The following is a 15,033-nucleotide window of genomic DNA, read 5'->3' on the forward strand; positions in this document are numbered from 1 at the left end:
AGGCATCCGTCACGCACCGATCGGTGCGTGCGAATCCTGCGACGATGTAGAGGATGAGCGAGCCCGGGAACCACTGCGAGCGGCTGATCGTGGATTGCCGGCTGCGGGCCGCGACCGAGCTTTTCGCCCACACCTGGGACCCGGTCGTGCTCGCGGCGCTGCAGTCGGGCGCCTGCCGGCGCCGCGAGCTGCGCGCCGCGATCGGTGGGATCAGCGACAAGGTCCTGACCGAGGCATTGCGTCGGCTGTGCGCGCACGGCCTGGTGGAGCGCCGCGCCTTCGCGCAGGCCCCGCCGCGGGTCGAATACGCGTTGACACCGCTGGGGCGCAGCCTCGTGGACGGACCTATGCGGGCGCTGGCGGCCTGGATAACCGAACACGGCGACCAGTTGCTGGAGGCTCAGGAAGGCACGGCCGAACTGCGACCCAGCGGAAGCTGACGCCAGCTCTCGGCCCAGGACTGAGGAATTTTGGTCGTCGGAACGACAAAAATCCTTCACGTTTGCGACTCGTCAAACCGGGTCGTCGAACCAGCGGGCTCTCGGAGGTCCGCCCGTCGATTACTGATCTTGGCCGGTGTCATTCTGTGACCGGCTCGCCACCGCCACCGGTGCGACGTGTCAGACGCCGGTGCCGAGGCCGCGGCGGACGGCGAGCTCCACCGGGGAGTAGGCGCCGTCGGCGCGGTCCAGGTCGAGCAGGCCTGCCGGGTCGAGCGGCGGCTGGGCGAGGAAACGCGGAACGGCCCCGCGGTGCCGTTGCGCGGCATGGATGAGGAACGGATGGCACAGGTAGACGTCGCCAGCCTGACCTGTCGCGAGAGCCGTCGGGCGGTCAGGGCTGTCGAGCCTGCCGGCCGCGTCCATCTCCCGGCACAGCTCCAGGCCATCCCGGCCCTGGTCGCCGGCGGGTGCGAGAAAGGGCGGGACGTCGAGATGGGATCCGGCCTTGATGCGGGTCGGGGCGTCGTCGGGGCCGACGTCGGAGAACAGGAACAGCATCAGCAGCGCGCGGCCACGTGATCTGATGTTCAGCCAGGGCCAGGTCGCACCGTGTGGAAGATAGCCGCCGTCCATGTGCCAGCCGGCGTCACCAGGGTCGTCGGGGTGGGGGAACCGGATCGGGAAGGTACCCAGGCCGGTGCGGGGCAGCCACCGCCCGGGCCCCACGAGCTGGTCGTAGGCGCCGCGAAGCCGTGTCGTGTTGGCTGCCTCGTGGAACGGCGCTTCGGCGCTTCCGCCGAGGCGGATGACGGGGCTTGTCCAGGTCGCCGGATCGTCGGGGTCAAGGCCGGTCATCCGCCACAGCATCGACCGGCCCTCGTCGGCCGACGTTCGTGGGAACGCCTCGGGCACCCGGACGAACCCGTCATCCACGAAGCTCTGAATCTCTTCCTCCGCAAGCGTCGGCGCCGCGGTCACCATGCACCACCTCCGCCCGAGACGATCGCCGACCGGTCTCGATCGCTCAAACGAATTTCGCCACCGGGCCTCTCGTGGCTCTTCGTGCCCGAAGGCCGACGGATCCGCGTCATCGGGCCCGCGTCATCGGATCCCGAGCGGACGTAGACCGTCGAACACGACGGTGAGCGTTCGAGTGCGCAGGTCCTGGTCCCAGTCACCGCGTAGGGCCGCCTGACAGACGGCGGTGAGGAGCGCAAGCACCTCCGGTATGCGGACGTCGTCCCGCACGGCGCCGACCTGCTGGGCGCGGGTGAGGAGCGCCTCGATCGGCTGCCGCAGCGCGTGGACGGGCTTGGCCACCGGCAGGTCGATTCCGGAGGTGGCGAGAAGGTCGACGACGGTCTTCTTCGCCGCCGCCTGCTCGACCATGCCCGTGAAGAAGGTGAACAGACTGGTGGTGGGGTCACCTTCGGCGACCAGGACCTCGACTTCGGCTCCCAGCCGCTCCACGAGGTCGCCGACGAGCGCCCCCAGCAGGGCTTCCTTGGTCGGGAAGTGCCGGAAGACGGTGCCGATGGCGACCCCGGCGCGTCGGGCCACCTCCTCGGTCGACGCCGAGGCGCCCTTCTCGGCGAAGACGGCCTCGGCGGCATCCAGGATGCGTGCTCGGTTACGCCGGGCGTCCGCACGCAGGCCCTGGCTCGCCGGCCGGCCGTCGCGGGGGGCCGCCGAGGGCCTGTCTGTGCTCATGGGTGACGTCCCCGGTTCGCGTTGACAACATGAGTCGTGACTCACTATATTCTGAGTCTCTACTCATGTTAGCTCGGCGGCTGCCCTGTGCTGCCGGCGGTCGCCCACCACCGAGCTGGAGGGATCGCACGTGGTGTCGCCTTCCGTTGTCCGAAACCCCGGTCCGCGTGACGCTTTTGCTCGATTTCAGGAGATGCTGCTCGGCGGCGCCCCTGAAATCGCCGACGAGCTGTATGTCGATGATGTGGTCATCGAGTTCCCGTTCGCCCGTCCGGGCATGCCGAATCGCTTCGAGGGGCGTGAGTCGTTCAAGGCGTTCACCTCGGCGCAGAGCGTGCCGTTGCCGGTGCGTTTCGAGGGGTTCCGCAACGTTGTCATCCACGACACCGCCGACCCGGAGGTGATAATTGTCGAGTACGACCTGGCCGGGACGGTGACCACCACCGGCCAGCGCGCTTCGCAGTCGTTTCTTCTCGTACTCAGGGTCCGCGACGGGCGGATTGTCCACCTTCGCGAATACCAGAATGTCCTCGGTATGGCCGCCGCGCTGGGGCAGCTCCCCGCCCTGCTGGCCAGTATTCGCCCCGACTCGGTCAGCCCCTAGGCCGGACCGGAACTGGGCCGGAACTGGGCTGGAACCAGGCCGGGTCGGCCCGCCGGGCCAGAGTGCCCAGGCGGTCCAGGGCGCGCATCGTTGTCTCGGCGTCGGTGACCGGAAGCAGGCTGAACAGGATGCGGCGGACCCCGAGGGCCGCGACCTTCTCGATGGTCGCCTCGTCGGGATCGGCCAGGGTCGCGATCACCGGCGGTGCGGGCACTCCGGCCCGGTCTGCCACCTCGGCCAGCTCCGTGACCCCTCGGGTCAGCAGATCGACCGCGATGCCGGGAGCGAGCCAGCCGTCGCCGTCAGCGACGATCCGGTCGAAGGTGGTCGGGCCCCAACCTCCGATCCACACTGGTGGGTGCGGTCGCTGCACCGGCTTCGGCCATTGGAAGATCGGATCGAAGTCGACGAAACGCCCGTGGAACTCCGCCTGCTCGGTGGTCCAGATGGCTTTCGCCGCGGCCAGCCGTTCCCGCAGCAGTGGCACCCGGGTCGCCGGGCTGGTGCCGTGGTTGAGTATCTCCTCGCGTAGCCAGCCGGCGCCCACACCCAGCTCGAACCGGCCGTCGCTGATCAGGTCGAGGCTGGCGGCCTCCTTCGCGAGCAGGATCGGGTCGCGCTGGGCCACCAGCGCGACCGCGGTGCCCAGTCGCAGTCGGGTCGTCACGGCCGCGGCGGCTGCCAGGCTCACGAACGGATCGAGGTTGCGGTAGTAGTCGCGGGGGATCTCCGCCCCGTCCGGGTACGGCGTATCCCGCCGGGCCGGGATATGGGTGTGCTCGGCGACGAACAGTGACTCGAAGCCCCGCTCCTCGACCGCCCGGGCCAGCGGTGCCGGCCTGATCTGCTCGTCCGTGATTCCGGTGAAGATCCCGATGTCCATGGCTCGTACCGTAAAGTCTGACACCAATGTGAGGGTCAAGTGCGACGGTGAAGGCGGTGCCGGATGCGGATCGGTGAGCTGTCACAGCGATCCGGCGCGAGCGTCCGCTCGCTGCGCCACTATGAGCAGCACGGCCTGCTCGTAGCCGACCGTGGCACGAACGGTTATCGGCATTTCCCGGAGTCCGCGGTGGAGACAGTTGCGCGGATCCAGGCGCTGCTCGGCGCCGGGTTGTCGGTGGCGACGATCCGCCGGGTGCTTCCCTGCACCCTTGACGCGACGCCGAGAGTCGTCCCGTGCGCCGAGCTTTCGGCGACACTGCGCCGCGAGCTGGCTCGGCTCGACAAGCAGGCCGCACAGCTCGAACACGCCCGCGGCATGATCTCCGCGATGCTCACAGCCTGACGCTCCGCGCTCCCGCGTGGTGGTGCGGCGGTGCGACGCCAGGAAAGCCGGAGGTGGTCGGCTAAGATCGAGGGACGCATCGCGTGTCGGTCACCGGCAGGGTGAGGCATGGAGGTGCTGAGATGCCTCTGGAGGCACTCCAGTCATGTCAGTCGAGCTGAACCACACCATTGTCCATGCACGGGACAAGCGCGAGTCAGCGGAATTCCTCGCGCAAATTCTGGGGCTTGCGGTCGGAGCCGAATGGGGTCCGTTCATCCCGGTTTCCACCAGTAACGGCGTGACTCTCGATTTCGCCACCGTTCCCGACGGCTCCATCACGATGCAGCACTACGCCTTCCTCATCTCGGACGAGGAGTTCGACGCAGCCTTCGCCCGGATCCGGCGGGCCGGTATCACCTACTATGCGGATCCGCATATGAAGCAGGTGGGTGAGATCAACCACCATCACGGTGGGCGCGGTCTGTACTTCCTCGATCCGTCCGGGCACGGCATGGAGATCATCACCCGCCCCTACGGCTTCGCGTCCTGAGCCGGGGAGCGCCGGTCTCGTAGCCTCGCCGGGGCTGTGGGAGGGGCGTCGGTTCCGCCCACAGCCCTGTGATCGAACGGCGGAATTTTTTCGCCGGGGTGTCGAGAAACCGGTGCCGGCTCCGTCCCAGGGGCATGAGTGGCCAGGGCAGGCCACGCGACGTACCAGGAGGACGAGAGTGAAGTACCTGCTGATCAAGCACTACCGTGGCGGCCCGGCCCCCACCTGGGACTGGGCACCGATGGACCAGTGGACGCCGCAGGAGGTCGATGCGCACATCCAGTACATGCGCGACTTCGCGGACCGGCTGAAGGAGTCGGGCGAGTTCGTCGGCGAGGCGGCGCTGGCACCCGAAGGCACCTTCGTCCGGTACGACGGTGAGGGGCGACCGCCGGTGACCGACGGACCGTTCGCCGAGACCAAGGATCTCATCGCCGGCTGGATGATCATCGACGTCGATTCCGGGGACCGCGCGCTCCAGCTGGCCGGGGAGCTCTCCGCCGCTCCCGGGCCAGGCGGGAAGCCGATCCACGAGTGGCTCGAGGTCCGCCCGTTCCTCACCGAGCCACCGAAGACCGTCACCGAATAACGGCAGGCGTCGAGTAACGGCAGGCATTGGGTGAACGAGCAGCTGGTGCGGGAGCTCGTGCCCGCGGTGATCGGTGTCCTCGTCCGGCGCGGAGCGGACTTCGCGTCGGCCGAGGACGCCGTGCAGGAGGCCCTGATCAGGGCGCTCGGAACCTGGCCGGACGATCCGCCGCGCGATCCGTTGGCCTGGCTGGTCACGGTCGCCTGGCACAGGTTCCTCGACGCCGCCCGCGCCGAGGCGTCGCGGCGAGGCCGCGAGCTTGTCGTCGACGCCGAACCACCCGCCGGCCCGGTGCCCGCCGAGGACGACACGCTGCGGCTCTTCTTCCTGTGCGCGCACCCCACCCTGCCGCCCGCTGCGGCCGTCGCCCTGACGCTGCGTGCGGTCGGTGGCCTGACCACCCGGCAGATCGCGGCGGCATACCTCATCCCGGAATCGACCATGGCGCAGCGAATCAGCCGGGCCAAGCGGCGGATCGCCGGGCTGCCGCTCGACCGGCCCGGCGATCTCGCCACCGTGCTGCGGGTGCTCTACCTGGTCTTCAACGAGGGATACGGCGGTGATGTGGACCTCGCGGCCGAAGCGATCCGGCTGACCCGCCAGCTCGCCGCCCTGACCGTGCGCCGGACCCCGACCCCGACCCCGACCTTGCCTCCGACCCCGACCTTGCCTCCGGCCCCGGCCCCGGCCCCGCCCCCGAGCCCGGCCCGGACCCGGGCGGCCGATCCCGAGGTCGCGGGGCTGCTCGCGCTGATGTTGCTGCATCACGCGCGCCGGGCGTCGCGCACCGGCCCGGGAGGCCGCCTGGTGCCGCTCGCCGAACAGGACCGGTCACGCTGGGACACCGGCATGATCGCTGAGGGGGTGCGGATCCTGCAGGCCGCGCTGGCCGGCGACCAGCTGGGTGAGTACCAGGCGCAGGCCGCGATCGCCGCCCTGCACGCGGACGCGCCCAGCACCGCCGAGACGGACTGGGTGCAGATCGTCGAGTGGTACGACGAACTGCTGCGCCTCACCGGCAGCCCGGTGGTGCGGCTCAACCGCGCGGTGGCCGTCGGCGAGGCGGACGGGGCGCGGGCCGGGCTGGCAGCGCTGGCCGACGTGCGCCCGGACCTGCCCCGCTACGCCGCGGTGACGGCCTACCTGCACGAACGCGCCGGCGACCTCGCCACCGCCGCCGAGCGGTACGCCGAGGCGTCCCGCACCGCCGTCAGTGTGCCGGAGCGTGACCATCTCATCCGCGAGGCCGCGCGGGTACGGCAACAGCTGCGGCGGTGAGCGCCGCCTCGGCCCGGGCACGCCCGGTGGCCCGGGGCCCGGCAGCCCGGTTTGGCGAATCGCAAGAGTGAATGATTTCGGTCGTTCCGACGACCAGAATTCTTCACTCTTGCGGGTTGCCAGGTGAATCGGCGGGCTCTTTGCTCATTTGGGGCGATTTGCGGGTGTGGCGGGGCGGTCGGGCGCACGATCCTTACCGGGCAGCCTGGCTTTCGGCGACCGCGGCGAGCTGCTTGGTGACGGTGCCCCAGCCGTCGAAGAAACCGAGCTCCTCGTGATGGGCTCGGGCGGCCGGGTCGCCGTGGCGGACGACGGCCCGGTAGGTCGTGCCGTCTGGATGGTCCGCCAGGATGATCTCCGCGGTCATGGCGACCGGTGCCGGGTTTGTGGGCCGCCAGGCGCTGTCGATCGCGTTCGTGAAGACGATGCGCTCGAGCTCGTCGACGACGAGGAAGGTCGCGTCCATATGCGGGACGAACTCCACCCCGTCGTCGCTGAGCAGGGTCACGAGCCCACCGCCGGGCCGGACGTCCAGACGCTCGACCCGGCACAGGGTCGGCGCGGGCAGCCACCACTTCTCGAAGCGGGCCGGGTCCGTCCACGCGCCCCACACGGCGGCACGGGGGGCGCGGATGACCCGCTCCAGGGTGAGGTCCAGGTCGGGGTTCATCGGTTCTCCTCCGGGTCGTCGATGAGGCGTTCGGTGACGGGCTGTTCGGGAACAGGGGGTTCAGTGACGAGGTGTTCGGCGACGAGGTGTTCGGTGACGAGGCGTTCGAGGCGATCGGTGCGTGCCTCCCAGAGCCGGCGCTGCTCGCCGAGCCAGTCGTCGACGAGCGCGAGGCGCTCACGGTTGAGCACGCAGGTGCGCACCCGGCCCGACTTGACCGTGTGGATCAGCCCGTTCGACTCGAGGGTGCGTACGTGCTTCATGAACGAGGGAAGGGTCATCGGGAACTCGCGGGCGAGGTCGCCGACGCTCGTCGGTCCCTGGCCGAGGCGCCGGATGACGCCGCGCCGGGTCGGGTCGGCGAGGGCGACGAAGACGCCGTCGAGCTCCGCCGAATACTGTGCCATGAAGCTAAGTATTGCCGTGTCGAGATACTTAGTGCAAGGGCAAAGTATTCGGCCGGCGTGTCACTCCAGGTCCCGGTGCGGGTGCCGACCGCGTAGCCTCACGGCGTGTCCGAGTCTGTGAACTTTGACCGTATGGCGGACCGTTACGACCAGACGCGCGGCGGTGAGGAACGCGGGCGCCGGGTGGCCGGTGCGCTCGCGCCGCACCTGGGCGGCGGCACACTGCTGGAGATCGGCGTGGGTACCGGCCTGATCTCCGCCGGGTTCGCCGGGCTCGGATGGTCCGTGGCCGGCGTGGACGTTTCCGAGCGGATGCTCGCCCACGCCGCCCGGCGGCTGCCCGGCCGGGTGCTGCGCGCCGACGCGACCGCGATCCCCTTCCGGGCCGGAGCCGTCGACGCCTGTGTGGCCGTGCACGTGATCCACCTGGTCGGTGATCCGGGCGCGGCGCTGGCCGAGGTGGCCCGGGTGTTGCGTCCCGGCGGCCGGTTCGCGTTCGTCGGGGGCGGGAAGCACGGCGGATCCGACGTGGCCGAGATCGTCGGCGCGATGCAGGCCGAGCTGAGCGGCGGGGCGCCGCGCCGGGACGACCCCGAGGCCGTCACCCGCCTCGCCGAGCACGCCGGCCTGCGCCACGCGGCGGGCCTCACCCTCGTCGACTCGGGACATCCCTCGACCCCGCTGGAGTCCGCCCGCCAGATCGAGCTGCGGACCTGGTCGCATCTATGGGCTGTCCCCCCGGCCCGGTGGACGTCGGTCGTCGAGCCGGCACTGGAAGCGCTGCGCGGCCTCCCGAACCCCACCGAGCCGCGGTCGGACCGGATCAGCACCCCGTCACTCGTCTTCGAGAAGCCTGCCGCTGCCGGCTGACGTGGCCCGTTCCGTCCCATCCAGCCAGTCGGCCCACGACAGGTAGTTGCCAGCCCGACGACCGGGGCCGGTCAGCGCGGTGTGTGTTCCTGTGCTGCGGGTCGGCGCACGGCGCTGTCGAGCGCCTGCCTCAGGAGCTGGGTCAGGGTGGCCCGTTCCTGCGGGGAGAGCCCGGTGAGGATCTCGTCCTCGATCGTTTCCTGGGCCTGCTCGGCCTGCTCGAGGGCACGGCGGCCGGCCTCGGTCATGGTCACGATGTGGCGGCGGCGGTCGGCCGGGTCTCGGCGCCGCTCGGCCAGACCGGCGGCCTCCAGCTCGTTCAGGAGCAGGACGCAGTAGTTGGCGTCGACGCAGAGGCCCTGGGTCAGGGCCCGCTGCGTGGTCGGGTCGTGATCGCGCAGGTAGGCCAGCGCTGCCAGCTCCTTGAGGCTGATGCCCAGCAGCTCCGGCGTGCTGGCCCGGTGGACCAGCCGGGACAGGCGGGTGAGCAACACGATCGGACCCGAGGTGGTGGCTGTGTCCGACACCGTTCTAGAGTAGCGTGAGCGAGACCATCACTCTCTCGTGATGATTCACAAATCTTGATTGTCGCGATGGATCCACGATCGCGACCTCGACCGGCCCGGAGGAGATCCTCAGATGGCCCACGCAGCCGATGTCTGACCCCACGACGGCTCCCGTGGCGGCACCCGCGCCGGGACCCGCGGCCGCTCCCGTGGCGGCCCCCGCTCCCGGCGGGGCCGACCGCCGCCGCTGGATCGCGCTGGTGGTCGTGTGTATGGCGATGCTGATGAACGCGCTCGACGGGTCGATCGTCAACGTGGCGTTGCCGTCGATCCAGAAAGATCTCGACTTCACCCAGTCCGGCCTCACCTGGGTCGTCGACGCTTATCTGATCTCCTTCGGGAGCTTCCTGCTGCTCGCCGGGCGGCTCGGCGATCTGGTCGGCCGCAAGAAGGTGTTCCTGGCGGGAGTGCTTCTGTTCACCGTCGCCTCCGTGCTGTGCGCCGTCTCGCCCGACCAGGGCACGCTGATCGCCGCGCGTTTCGCCCAGGGGCTCGGCGGCGCGGTCTCGTCGTCGGTCATCATCGCGATCATCGTCACCGAGTTCCCGGACCCGGCCGAGCGGGCCCGGGCGATGAGCGCGTACATCCTGGTGACCGTGGGTGGCGGGTCGCTGGGCCTGCTGGCCGGCGGGGTCCTCACCCAGGCTGTCAGCTGGCACTGGATCTTCCTGATCAATCTCCCGATCGGGATTCTCACGTTCGGCCTCGGAGTGTTTCTGATCGAGGAGAACGCCGGTCTTGGCCTCGGCCGGGGTGTGGACGTCACCGGGTCACTGCTCGTAACCAGCTCGCTGCTGGTCGGGATCTACGCCATCGTCACCGCGGCCACCCACGGCTGGGCCTCGGTCCACACCGTCGGCTACGGCGGGGCCGCCGTGATCCTGCTGGTGATGTTCTTCGTCGTCCAGGCGCGGCGGAGCAACCCGATCATGCCGCTGCGCATCCTGCGGATCCGTAGCCTGGTCGGCTCCAGCGTCGTGCGCGGCTGCCTGTTCATCGGGATGCAGGTCCTGTTCTTCTTCGGGGCGCTCTATCTACAGCAGATCCGTGGCTACAGCCCACTGCGCACCGGCCTCGCGTTCCTGCCCACGACGATCGTCGTCGCGGCTCTGTCGATGGGCATCGTGAGCCGGCTGCTCCTTCGGTTCGGGCCGCTGCCGGTTGTCGTCCCAGGCCTGCTCGCGGCCCTGGCCGGGCTGCTCATGCTGGCCCGGGCGGACGAGCACACCAGTTACGCCACCGGCCTGCTGCCGCCGCTGCTGATCCTCGCGGTCGGCATCGCCTGCGCCACCGTCCCGCTGCTGTCGCTGGCCATGGCCGACGTCCCGGCGGCCGACGCCGGGCTCGCCTCCGGGCTCGTCAATGTCTCGATCTGGCTCAGCTCGTCGGTCGGCCTCGCTGTGGTCTCCTCGGTGGCCGCCAGCCGGACGAAGAGCCTGGTCCAGGACGGGCATTCCGCCGCGAGCGCGGTGGTGAGCGGCTATCAGCTGGGCTATCTGATCGGTGCCGGCTGCGTGGTGGTCGGTCTGCTGACCGTGCTGACCGTCCTGCTGGGGCCGGCCCGGGCGGTGGCGAAGGCGATGGCCAGACCGGCGGGTGGCGGCGCCCCCGCCGCCGAACCGGCCCACGCCGACAGCGCCGCGACGTAGGGCGTGGACGGCGCGACCTGGCCGGCATGCCGCGCAGGCGCTGGACGGATCGCTGCCCGCCGCGATCAGCAGGCGGTACCCGCTCGCGGACGGCATCCGTGCCTGCGTCGAGTTCCTGAACGAGCACACCCGTGGGAAGGTTGTCGTCGTCGTGGCGGAAGACGGGGCAGGTTGACCTGCGGTCGCCTTCGCGCGGCGGAGTGATCCGGCGTGCGGGTGGTCAGATCCGGCCGGCCACCGTTCGCGCCAGATTCTCCAGGGGCCCGCGGTTCTCGGCGGGATCGTTGTTGCGGGCCAGCACGATCGACACCCAGAAGTCGTTCACGTTGACGAAGACCGCGTAGTCCTCGATGTAGGCCTCCTTGCCGATACCCGGCAACGGGGTGAGCGTGTGGCCGATGCCGCGCTCGGCGGTGAGATAGTCCTGCGCCGTTTGCCCGGAGAAGATCTCCACCTGGCCGGTCGGCCCGTCGGGCGGTGCTGTGTAGACGCACCTCTCCGGAGTGGACTCGGGGCTGCCCAGCGCGGTGCCGGCGAGTTGCTCGGCCTCCTGCCGGGACACGAGTTTGCAGGGATCCGGGACTCCCGCCGCGTTTCCCTCCGGCCCCGCCGATTTCTCGCTGCCGGTTCCCCCTGTGGTCGTCGCCGCCGTCGCCGGCTGGCTGCCGTTCGCTGGGGGAGTCGAGGACTCGTCCGAGGAGCCGCATCCTGACAGGCTGATCGTCATGACGACCGCGAGCGCGGGCAGCATCCCGCGAGCCGCGCGGCGAATCCGATCCATCGCAGAACGAGCCATAAGAATCCCCGAGCCCCCCACCTGCCGGCCTCCGCCGACGCAACGCCCCATCCTGGGCGAACGCGACGAACCTATTGCCCGTCGGCGGTGGCGACGGCCAATAGTCGGCTGCCTGACGATCCGGCGTCGGGCGGGCTCGCCACGCTCCGGACCTGCAGGTTCGATGAACCTGGCGAGCTGCCGATCAAGGTCTGCGGGGCACGCGGCGGTTGGGCGGGCTGACGATGGTGTCGCCGGCTGGGCTGGCGAGGCGTCGTTCAAGGTAGACGAACGCCTCGATGGCCTCGGGGGCCTCGAACGCACGATTGCGGCGTCCAACTGTGATCTGGCGGAGAACGCCGACGTCGACGAGGCGGTTGATTGCCTGGTTTGTTGCCTGCAGGCTTCGACCGGACAGGGCGGCAGCCGAGCCGACGGTGAGCACCGGCGCCGCGGGTAGCAGGTGCAGGATGCGTTCCAGCGTGGAGTCGGCGCGCACGGGGCCGGCCCTGCGGAGCCAGTTGTCGCGAAGCGTCTCGACGCGCTGCTCGAAGTCGACGGCATCTGCACACGCCCGGGTGCAGGCGGCGGCGAACAGCGCGACCCAGGAGTCGGTTGCCTGCTGCGCCTCGTCGGAGGTGGCAGGACCCAAGTAGTGAGTTGCGGCAAGCGCCGCGAGGTATTCCCGGGACCAGGTCGCGAGAATCAGGGAGACAGGGGGCAGGACGCCTGCGGCGAGACCGCGGCGCCGCAGCACCATGTGGATCAGTGCGCGGCCGGTCCGGCCGTTCCCGTCGACAAACGGGTGAATCGTTTCGAACTGTGCGTGCGCGATGGCTGCCTGGGCGACGGCCGGAAGGGCATCGTCGGCGCAGAACGCGCAGAGGTCTTCGAGCAGGTCGGGTACGGCCTCCGGGGGCGGTGGGACAAAGGCGGCCGAACATGGGTTGTAGCCGCTTCCTCCGATCCAGTTCTGTTCGGTTCGAAGCCTGCCGCCATGCTGCTCCAGGCGACTGGCGGCGAGCAGGCGCCGGTGGACGTCGAGCAGAGACGCGACCGTGATGGGATCACCGACACCGACCAGTTCGGTCGCACGCACCATCGCGTCGATGTTGGCCAGCACCTCGGCTGCGGTGACGTCTGTGGCGGGCTCACCGAACCCGCGCGCTGCCTCGGCCCGAAGGAGGCGCCGGCCGCCGACCTCGAGGCCTTCGATCCGAGACGAGGCGACCGACTCGGCCCGCAGGAGGATGCGCGCCAGCACCTCGGTACCTCGTAGTGCGGAGGCCTCGCGGTCGAGCCGGCTGATCGCGACCTCGGCCTCCGCGACGTCTGCCGCTGTCGCGGCATCGAGACGCCACTTCCGGCTGCCCAGGCGGTCCGGCAGGTAGGCGTCGTAGTCGCAACCGAGTCGGTCTCGCCGGGACAGGCCCGCACCGAGATCGCTCTCCCAGCGCTGCCGTAGGAGCTCAGCCATTTCGACCATCCTCCATAGTCCAGGTTATGTCACAACCTTGATTATGGAGGAGTTGACGTCAAGGTTGCCGTTGCCGGCCCGGGGCCGCCGATGGGTCGTCGCGGATGGGCCCGGCGCTGGCCTTGCCAGCTGGGCGGTTTCCTCGTCGGTGAGCAGGCGGGAGCGGGTGAGGAAGCGGTAGCCCTCGGGTGCCTCCAGGCTGAAGCCGGCGCCGCGGCCGGGCACAAGGTCGATGGTCAGATGGGTGTGCGACCAGTACTCGAACTGGGCCGCGCCGATGTAGACAGGCACACCCTCGCCCTCGCCTGGCACAGCGTCCTCCGCGGCGACGTCCTCCGCGGCGCCGATCACGCCGAGGAGGACGTCGCTGTCACCGACCAGGAACTCCCCGCGCGGAAAGCACATCGGCGACGAGCCGTCGCAGCACCCACCGGACTGGTGGATCATCAACGGCCCGTGCTCCTGGGCGAGGCGGCGCAGCATGGCGAGCGCGGCAGGCGTGGCGTCGACCCGGGTCACCTGTGCGCTTTCTGTGCTCTCCTGGTGCATCGCAGTCTCCTGTCGGCTGCGGATGGGATGGCAGCCCCGGGCGCTCCGAGGAGCCCCGGCGGCTGGCGGCCTAGAAGAAGCCCATCGCCTTGGGGGAGTAGCTGACCAGCAGGTTCTTCGTCTGCTGGTAATGGTCGAGCATCATGCTGTGGTTCTCCCGGCCGATCCCGGACTGCTTGTACCCGCCGAACGCCGCGTGCGCCGGGTAGAGGTGGTAGCAGTTCGTCCAGACCCGGCCCGCCTGGATGTCCCGCCCGGCCCGGTAGGCGAGGTTGCCGTTACGGGTCCACACGCCGGCGCCGAGGCCGTAGAGGGAGTCGTTGGCCTGGGCGATCGCGTCGTCGTAGCCGTCGAAGGAGGTCACCGACACCACCGGCCCGAAGATCTCCTCCTGGAAGATCCGCATCCGGTTGGTGCCCTGGAAGATCGTCGGCTGGACGTAGTAGCCGCCCGAAAGGTCGCCGCCCAGCTCGGCGCGCTCGCCACCCAGGACGAGGCGGGCGCCCTCCTTCTTCCCGATGTCGATGTAGGAAAGGATCTTCTCGAGCTGGTCGGAGCTGGCCTGCGCGCCGATCATCGTGTCGGTGTCGAGCGGGTCGCCCTGGCGCACCGCCTTCGTGCGGACGGCGGCCGCGTCCAGGAAGTCGTCGAAGATCGACCGGTCGATGAGCGCGCGGGACGGGCAGGTGCAGACCTCGCCCTGGTTGAGGGCGAACATGGTGAATCCCTCCAGGCACTTGTCCTGGAAGTCGTCATGCTCGGCGAGGACGTCCCTGAAGAAGATGTTCGGGCTTTTCCCGCCGAGCTCCAGCGTCACCGGGATCAGGTTCTGGCTCGCGTACTGCATGATCAGGCGTCCGGTCGTGGTCTCACCGGTGAAGGCGATCTTCGCGATCCGGGGCGATGACGCCAGCGGCTTGCCGGCCTCGACGCCGAAGCCCTGCACCACGTTGAGAACACCGGGCGGCAGCAGGTCCGCGATCAGCTCCCACAGCAGGTTGATGGACGCCGGTGTCTGCTCGGCGGGCTTGAGCACGACGGCGTTGCCGGCCGCGAGCGCCGGCGCGAGCTTCCACGTCGCCATCAGCAGCGGGAAGTTCCACGGGATGATCTGCCCGACGACTCCGAGCGGCTCGTGGAAGTGGTAGGCGACGGTGTCCTCGTCGAGCTGCGACAGGGTGCCTTCCTGCGCCCGGATGGCGCCGGCGAAATACCGGAAGTGGTCGATGGCCAGCGGAATGTCCGCCGCCAGCGTCTCGCGGACCGGCTTGCCGTTGTCCCAGGTCTCACCGACCGCCAGCAGCTCGAGATTCGCCTCCATCCGGTCGGCGATCCTGTTGAGGATGTCGGCGCGGGCGGCCACCGCCGTCTTCCCCCACGCGGGTGCGGCCGCATGGGCGGCGTCGAGGGCCTTCTCGACGTCCTCGGCGCTGGAGCGGGCGATCTCGGTGAAGGCCTGGCCGGTGACCGGGCTCGGGTTCTCGAAGTACCGGCCCTTCACCGGCGGCACGTACTCGCCACCGATGATGTTGTCGTAGCGCGACGCGTAGCGGACTGGCGAGCCCGGTTCGCCAGGGCGGGCGTAGATGGTCATCTCGAGCGCTCCCTCTGCGATGTGAGGCCGGT

Annotated in this window: 18 protein-coding genes; 8 read left to right on the plus strand and 10 right to left on the minus strand. The window is 69.9% G+C overall.

Translation table 11 applies throughout. From position 1 onward, the window contains the following. The first annotated feature begins 53 nt into the window (after positions 1 to 53). Positions 54 to 440 (plus strand): helix-turn-helix domain-containing protein, encoded by a 387-nt coding sequence (locus tag CcI49_RS10885; protein ID WP_054568497.1) that lies wholly within the window; start codon positions 54 to 56, stop codon positions 438 to 440. Positions 441 to 620: 180 nt separating this feature from the next. Here CcI49_RS10885 and CcI49_RS10890 read toward each other — a convergent pair whose 3' ends face one another. Together CcI49_RS10890 and CcI49_RS10895 are read right to left on the minus strand one after the other, a co-directional pair. Next, the gene (locus CcI49_RS10890) at positions 621 to 1,424 is read right to left on the minus strand and encodes a phytanoyl-CoA dioxygenase family protein (protein WP_054568496.1); all 804 of its coding nucleotides are present in this window, start codon (positions 1,422 to 1,424) and stop codon (positions 621 to 623) included. A gap of 120 nt (positions 1,425 to 1,544) precedes the next feature. Beyond that, a complete protein-coding gene (locus tag CcI49_RS10895; protein WP_076826114.1) occupies positions 1,545 to 2,153 on the minus strand; it encodes a TetR/AcrR family transcriptional regulator in 609 nt (202 codons plus the stop codon). 193 nt (positions 2,154 to 2,346) lie between these two features. Here CcI49_RS10895 and CcI49_RS10900 point away from each other — a divergent pair, with 193 nt between their 5' ends. Beyond that, entirely contained in the window at positions 2,347 to 2,757 is a 411-nt protein-coding gene (locus CcI49_RS10900) for a nuclear transport factor 2 family protein (RefSeq protein WP_063793182.1), read from the plus strand. On the opposite strand, the gene CcI49_RS10905 is transcribed toward CcI49_RS10900, so the two are convergent. Further along, entirely contained in the window at positions 2,747 to 3,640 is an 894-nt protein-coding gene (locus CcI49_RS10905; RefSeq protein WP_076826117.1) for an LLM class F420-dependent oxidoreductase, read from the minus strand. The two genes, CcI49_RS10900 and CcI49_RS10905, sit on opposite strands and share 11 nt — an antisense overlap. A 63-nt stretch (positions 3,641 to 3,703) precedes the next feature. On the opposite strand from CcI49_RS10905, the gene CcI49_RS10910 reads away from it, so the two are divergent. From CcI49_RS10910 to CcI49_RS10925, 4 genes are all read left to right on the plus strand, one after another. Next, positions 3,704 to 4,045: a MerR family transcriptional regulator gene (locus CcI49_RS10910; RefSeq protein WP_054568493.1), complete on the plus strand. Its 342-nt coding sequence runs from the start codon at positions 3,704 to 3,706 to the stop codon at positions 4,043 to 4,045. A 145-nt stretch (positions 4,046 to 4,190) separates the two neighbouring features. Next, positions 4,191 to 4,577 (plus strand): VOC family protein, encoded by a 387-nt coding sequence (locus tag CcI49_RS10915; protein ID WP_054568492.1) that lies wholly within the window; start codon positions 4,191 to 4,193, stop codon positions 4,575 to 4,577. Positions 4,578 to 4,755: 178 nt separating this feature from the next. Beyond that, on the plus strand, positions 4,756 to 5,166 hold the full coding sequence (locus tag CcI49_RS10920; RefSeq protein WP_076826120.1) for a YciI family protein: 411 nt from the start codon (positions 4,756 to 4,758) through the stop codon (positions 5,164 to 5,166). 30 nt (positions 5,167 to 5,196) lie between these two features. Next, positions 5,197 to 6,444 carry a DUF6596 domain-containing protein gene (locus tag CcI49_RS10925; RefSeq protein ID WP_076826122.1) on the plus strand — a complete coding sequence of 416 codons (1,248 nt, stop codon included), beginning with the start codon at positions 5,197 to 5,199 and terminating at the stop codon, positions 6,442 to 6,444. Positions 6,445 to 6,637: 193 nt separating this feature from the next. Here CcI49_RS10925 and CcI49_RS10930 read toward each other — a convergent pair whose 3' ends face one another. Both CcI49_RS10930 and CcI49_RS10935 read right to left on the minus strand, forming a co-directional pair. Beyond that, positions 6,638 to 7,114 (minus strand): SRPBCC domain-containing protein, encoded by a 477-nt coding sequence (locus tag CcI49_RS10930; RefSeq protein ID WP_054568489.1) that lies wholly within the window; start codon positions 7,112 to 7,114, stop codon positions 6,638 to 6,640. Further along, entirely contained in the window at positions 7,111 to 7,521 is a 411-nt protein-coding gene (locus tag CcI49_RS10935; RefSeq protein ID WP_083473501.1) for a metalloregulator ArsR/SmtB family transcription factor, read from the minus strand. Before CcI49_RS10935 ends, CcI49_RS10930 begins: the two co-directional genes overlap by 4 nt. A 117-nt stretch (positions 7,522 to 7,638) precedes the next feature. Between CcI49_RS10935 and CcI49_RS10940 the strand changes: the two genes are divergently transcribed. After that, on the plus strand, positions 7,639 to 8,391 hold the full coding sequence (locus tag CcI49_RS10940) for a class I SAM-dependent methyltransferase (RefSeq protein ID WP_241839994.1): 753 nt from the start codon (positions 7,639 to 7,641) through the stop codon (positions 8,389 to 8,391). 71 nt (positions 8,392 to 8,462) lie between these two features. On the opposite strand, the gene CcI49_RS10945 is transcribed toward CcI49_RS10940, so the two are convergent. Further along, positions 8,463 to 8,885 carry a MarR family transcriptional regulator gene (locus tag CcI49_RS10945; RefSeq protein ID WP_235498141.1) on the minus strand — a complete coding sequence of 141 codons (423 nt, stop codon included), beginning with the start codon at positions 8,883 to 8,885 and terminating at the stop codon, positions 8,463 to 8,465. Positions 8,886 to 9,046: 161 nt separating this feature from the next. Between CcI49_RS10945 and CcI49_RS10950 the strand changes: the two genes are divergently transcribed. Further along, complete coding sequence (locus CcI49_RS10950; RefSeq protein WP_241839995.1) at positions 9,047 to 10,606, plus strand: MFS transporter; 1,560 nt, start codon at positions 9,047 to 9,049, stop codon at positions 10,604 to 10,606. Between the two features lie 220 nt (positions 10,607 to 10,826). On the opposite strand, the gene CcI49_RS10960 is transcribed toward CcI49_RS10950, so the two are convergent. The 4 genes from CcI49_RS10960 to adh form a co-directional block, all read right to left on the minus strand. After that, on the minus strand, positions 10,827 to 11,387 hold the full coding sequence (locus CcI49_RS10960) for a DUF3558 domain-containing protein (protein WP_235498140.1): 561 nt from the start codon (positions 11,385 to 11,387) through the stop codon (positions 10,827 to 10,829). Positions 11,388 to 11,586: 199 nt separating this feature from the next. Next, a complete protein-coding gene (locus CcI49_RS10965) occupies positions 11,587 to 12,858 on the minus strand; it encodes a Fic family protein (protein ID WP_054568483.1) in 1,272 nt (423 codons plus the stop codon). Between the two features lie 24 nt (positions 12,859 to 12,882). Then, positions 12,883 to 13,407 (minus strand): DUF779 domain-containing protein, encoded by a 525-nt coding sequence (locus CcI49_RS10970; protein ID WP_235498139.1) that lies wholly within the window; start codon positions 13,405 to 13,407, stop codon positions 12,883 to 12,885. A gap of 70 nt (positions 13,408 to 13,477) precedes the next feature. After that, positions 13,478 to 15,001 (minus strand): aldehyde dehydrogenase, encoded by a 1,524-nt coding sequence (adh, locus tag CcI49_RS10975; RefSeq protein WP_054568482.1) that lies wholly within the window; start codon positions 14,999 to 15,001, stop codon positions 13,478 to 13,480. Positions 15,002 to 15,033: the final 32 nt, after the last annotated feature.

Source organism: Frankia sp. CcI49, assembly GCF_001983215.1.
Classification (GTDB): Bacteria; Actinomycetota; Actinomycetes; order Frankiales; family Frankiaceae; genus Parafrankia; species Parafrankia irregularis.

What these genes read in the sequence shown, in the direction of transcription:
- CcI49_RS10885 (WP_054568497.1), top strand. Translation starts at nt 54, where the DNA reads ATGAGCGAGCCCGGGAACCACTGCGAGCGGCTGATCGTGGATTGCCGG.
- adh (WP_054568482.1), bottom strand. Translation starts at nt 15,001, where the DNA reads ATGACCATCTACGCCCGCCCTGGCGAACCGGGCTCGCCAGTCCGCTAC.
- CcI49_RS10915 (WP_054568492.1), top strand. Translation starts at nt 4,191, where the DNA reads ATGTCAGTCGAGCTGAACCACACCATTGTCCATGCACGGGACAAGCGC.
- CcI49_RS10905 (WP_076826117.1), bottom strand. Translation starts at nt 3,640, where the DNA reads ATGGACATCGGGATCTTCACCGGAATCACGGACGAGCAGATCAGGCCG.
- CcI49_RS10910 (WP_054568493.1), top strand. Translation starts at nt 3,704, where the DNA reads ATGCGGATCGGTGAGCTGTCACAGCGATCCGGCGCGAGCGTCCGCTCG.
- CcI49_RS10935 (WP_083473501.1), bottom strand. Translation starts at nt 7,521, where the DNA reads ATGGCACAGTATTCGGCGGAGCTCGACGGCGTCTTCGTCGCCCTCGCC.
- CcI49_RS10890 (WP_054568496.1), bottom strand. Translation starts at nt 1,424, where the DNA reads ATGGTGACCGCGGCGCCGACGCTTGCGGAGGAAGAGATTCAGAGCTTC.
- CcI49_RS10960 (WP_235498140.1), bottom strand. Translation starts at nt 11,387, where the DNA reads ATGGATCGGATTCGCCGCGCGGCTCGCGGGATGCTGCCCGCGCTCGCG.
- CcI49_RS10970 (WP_235498139.1), bottom strand. Translation starts at nt 13,407, where the DNA reads ATGCACCAGGAGAGCACAGAAAGCGCACAGGTGACCCGGGTCGACGCC.
- CcI49_RS10895 (WP_076826114.1), bottom strand. Translation starts at nt 2,153, where the DNA reads ATGAGCACAGACAGGCCCTCGGCGGCCCCCCGCGACGGCCGGCCGGCG.
- CcI49_RS10900 (WP_063793182.1), top strand. Translation starts at nt 2,347, where the DNA reads ATGCTGCTCGGCGGCGCCCCTGAAATCGCCGACGAGCTGTATGTCGAT.
- CcI49_RS10930 (WP_054568489.1), bottom strand. Translation starts at nt 7,114, where the DNA reads ATGAACCCCGACCTGGACCTCACCCTGGAGCGGGTCATCCGCGCCCCC.
- CcI49_RS10965 (WP_054568483.1), bottom strand. Translation starts at nt 12,858, where the DNA reads ATGGCTGAGCTCCTACGGCAGCGCTGGGAGAGCGATCTCGGTGCGGGC.
- CcI49_RS10950 (WP_241839995.1), top strand. Translation starts at nt 9,047, where the DNA reads ATGTCTGACCCCACGACGGCTCCCGTGGCGGCACCCGCGCCGGGACCC.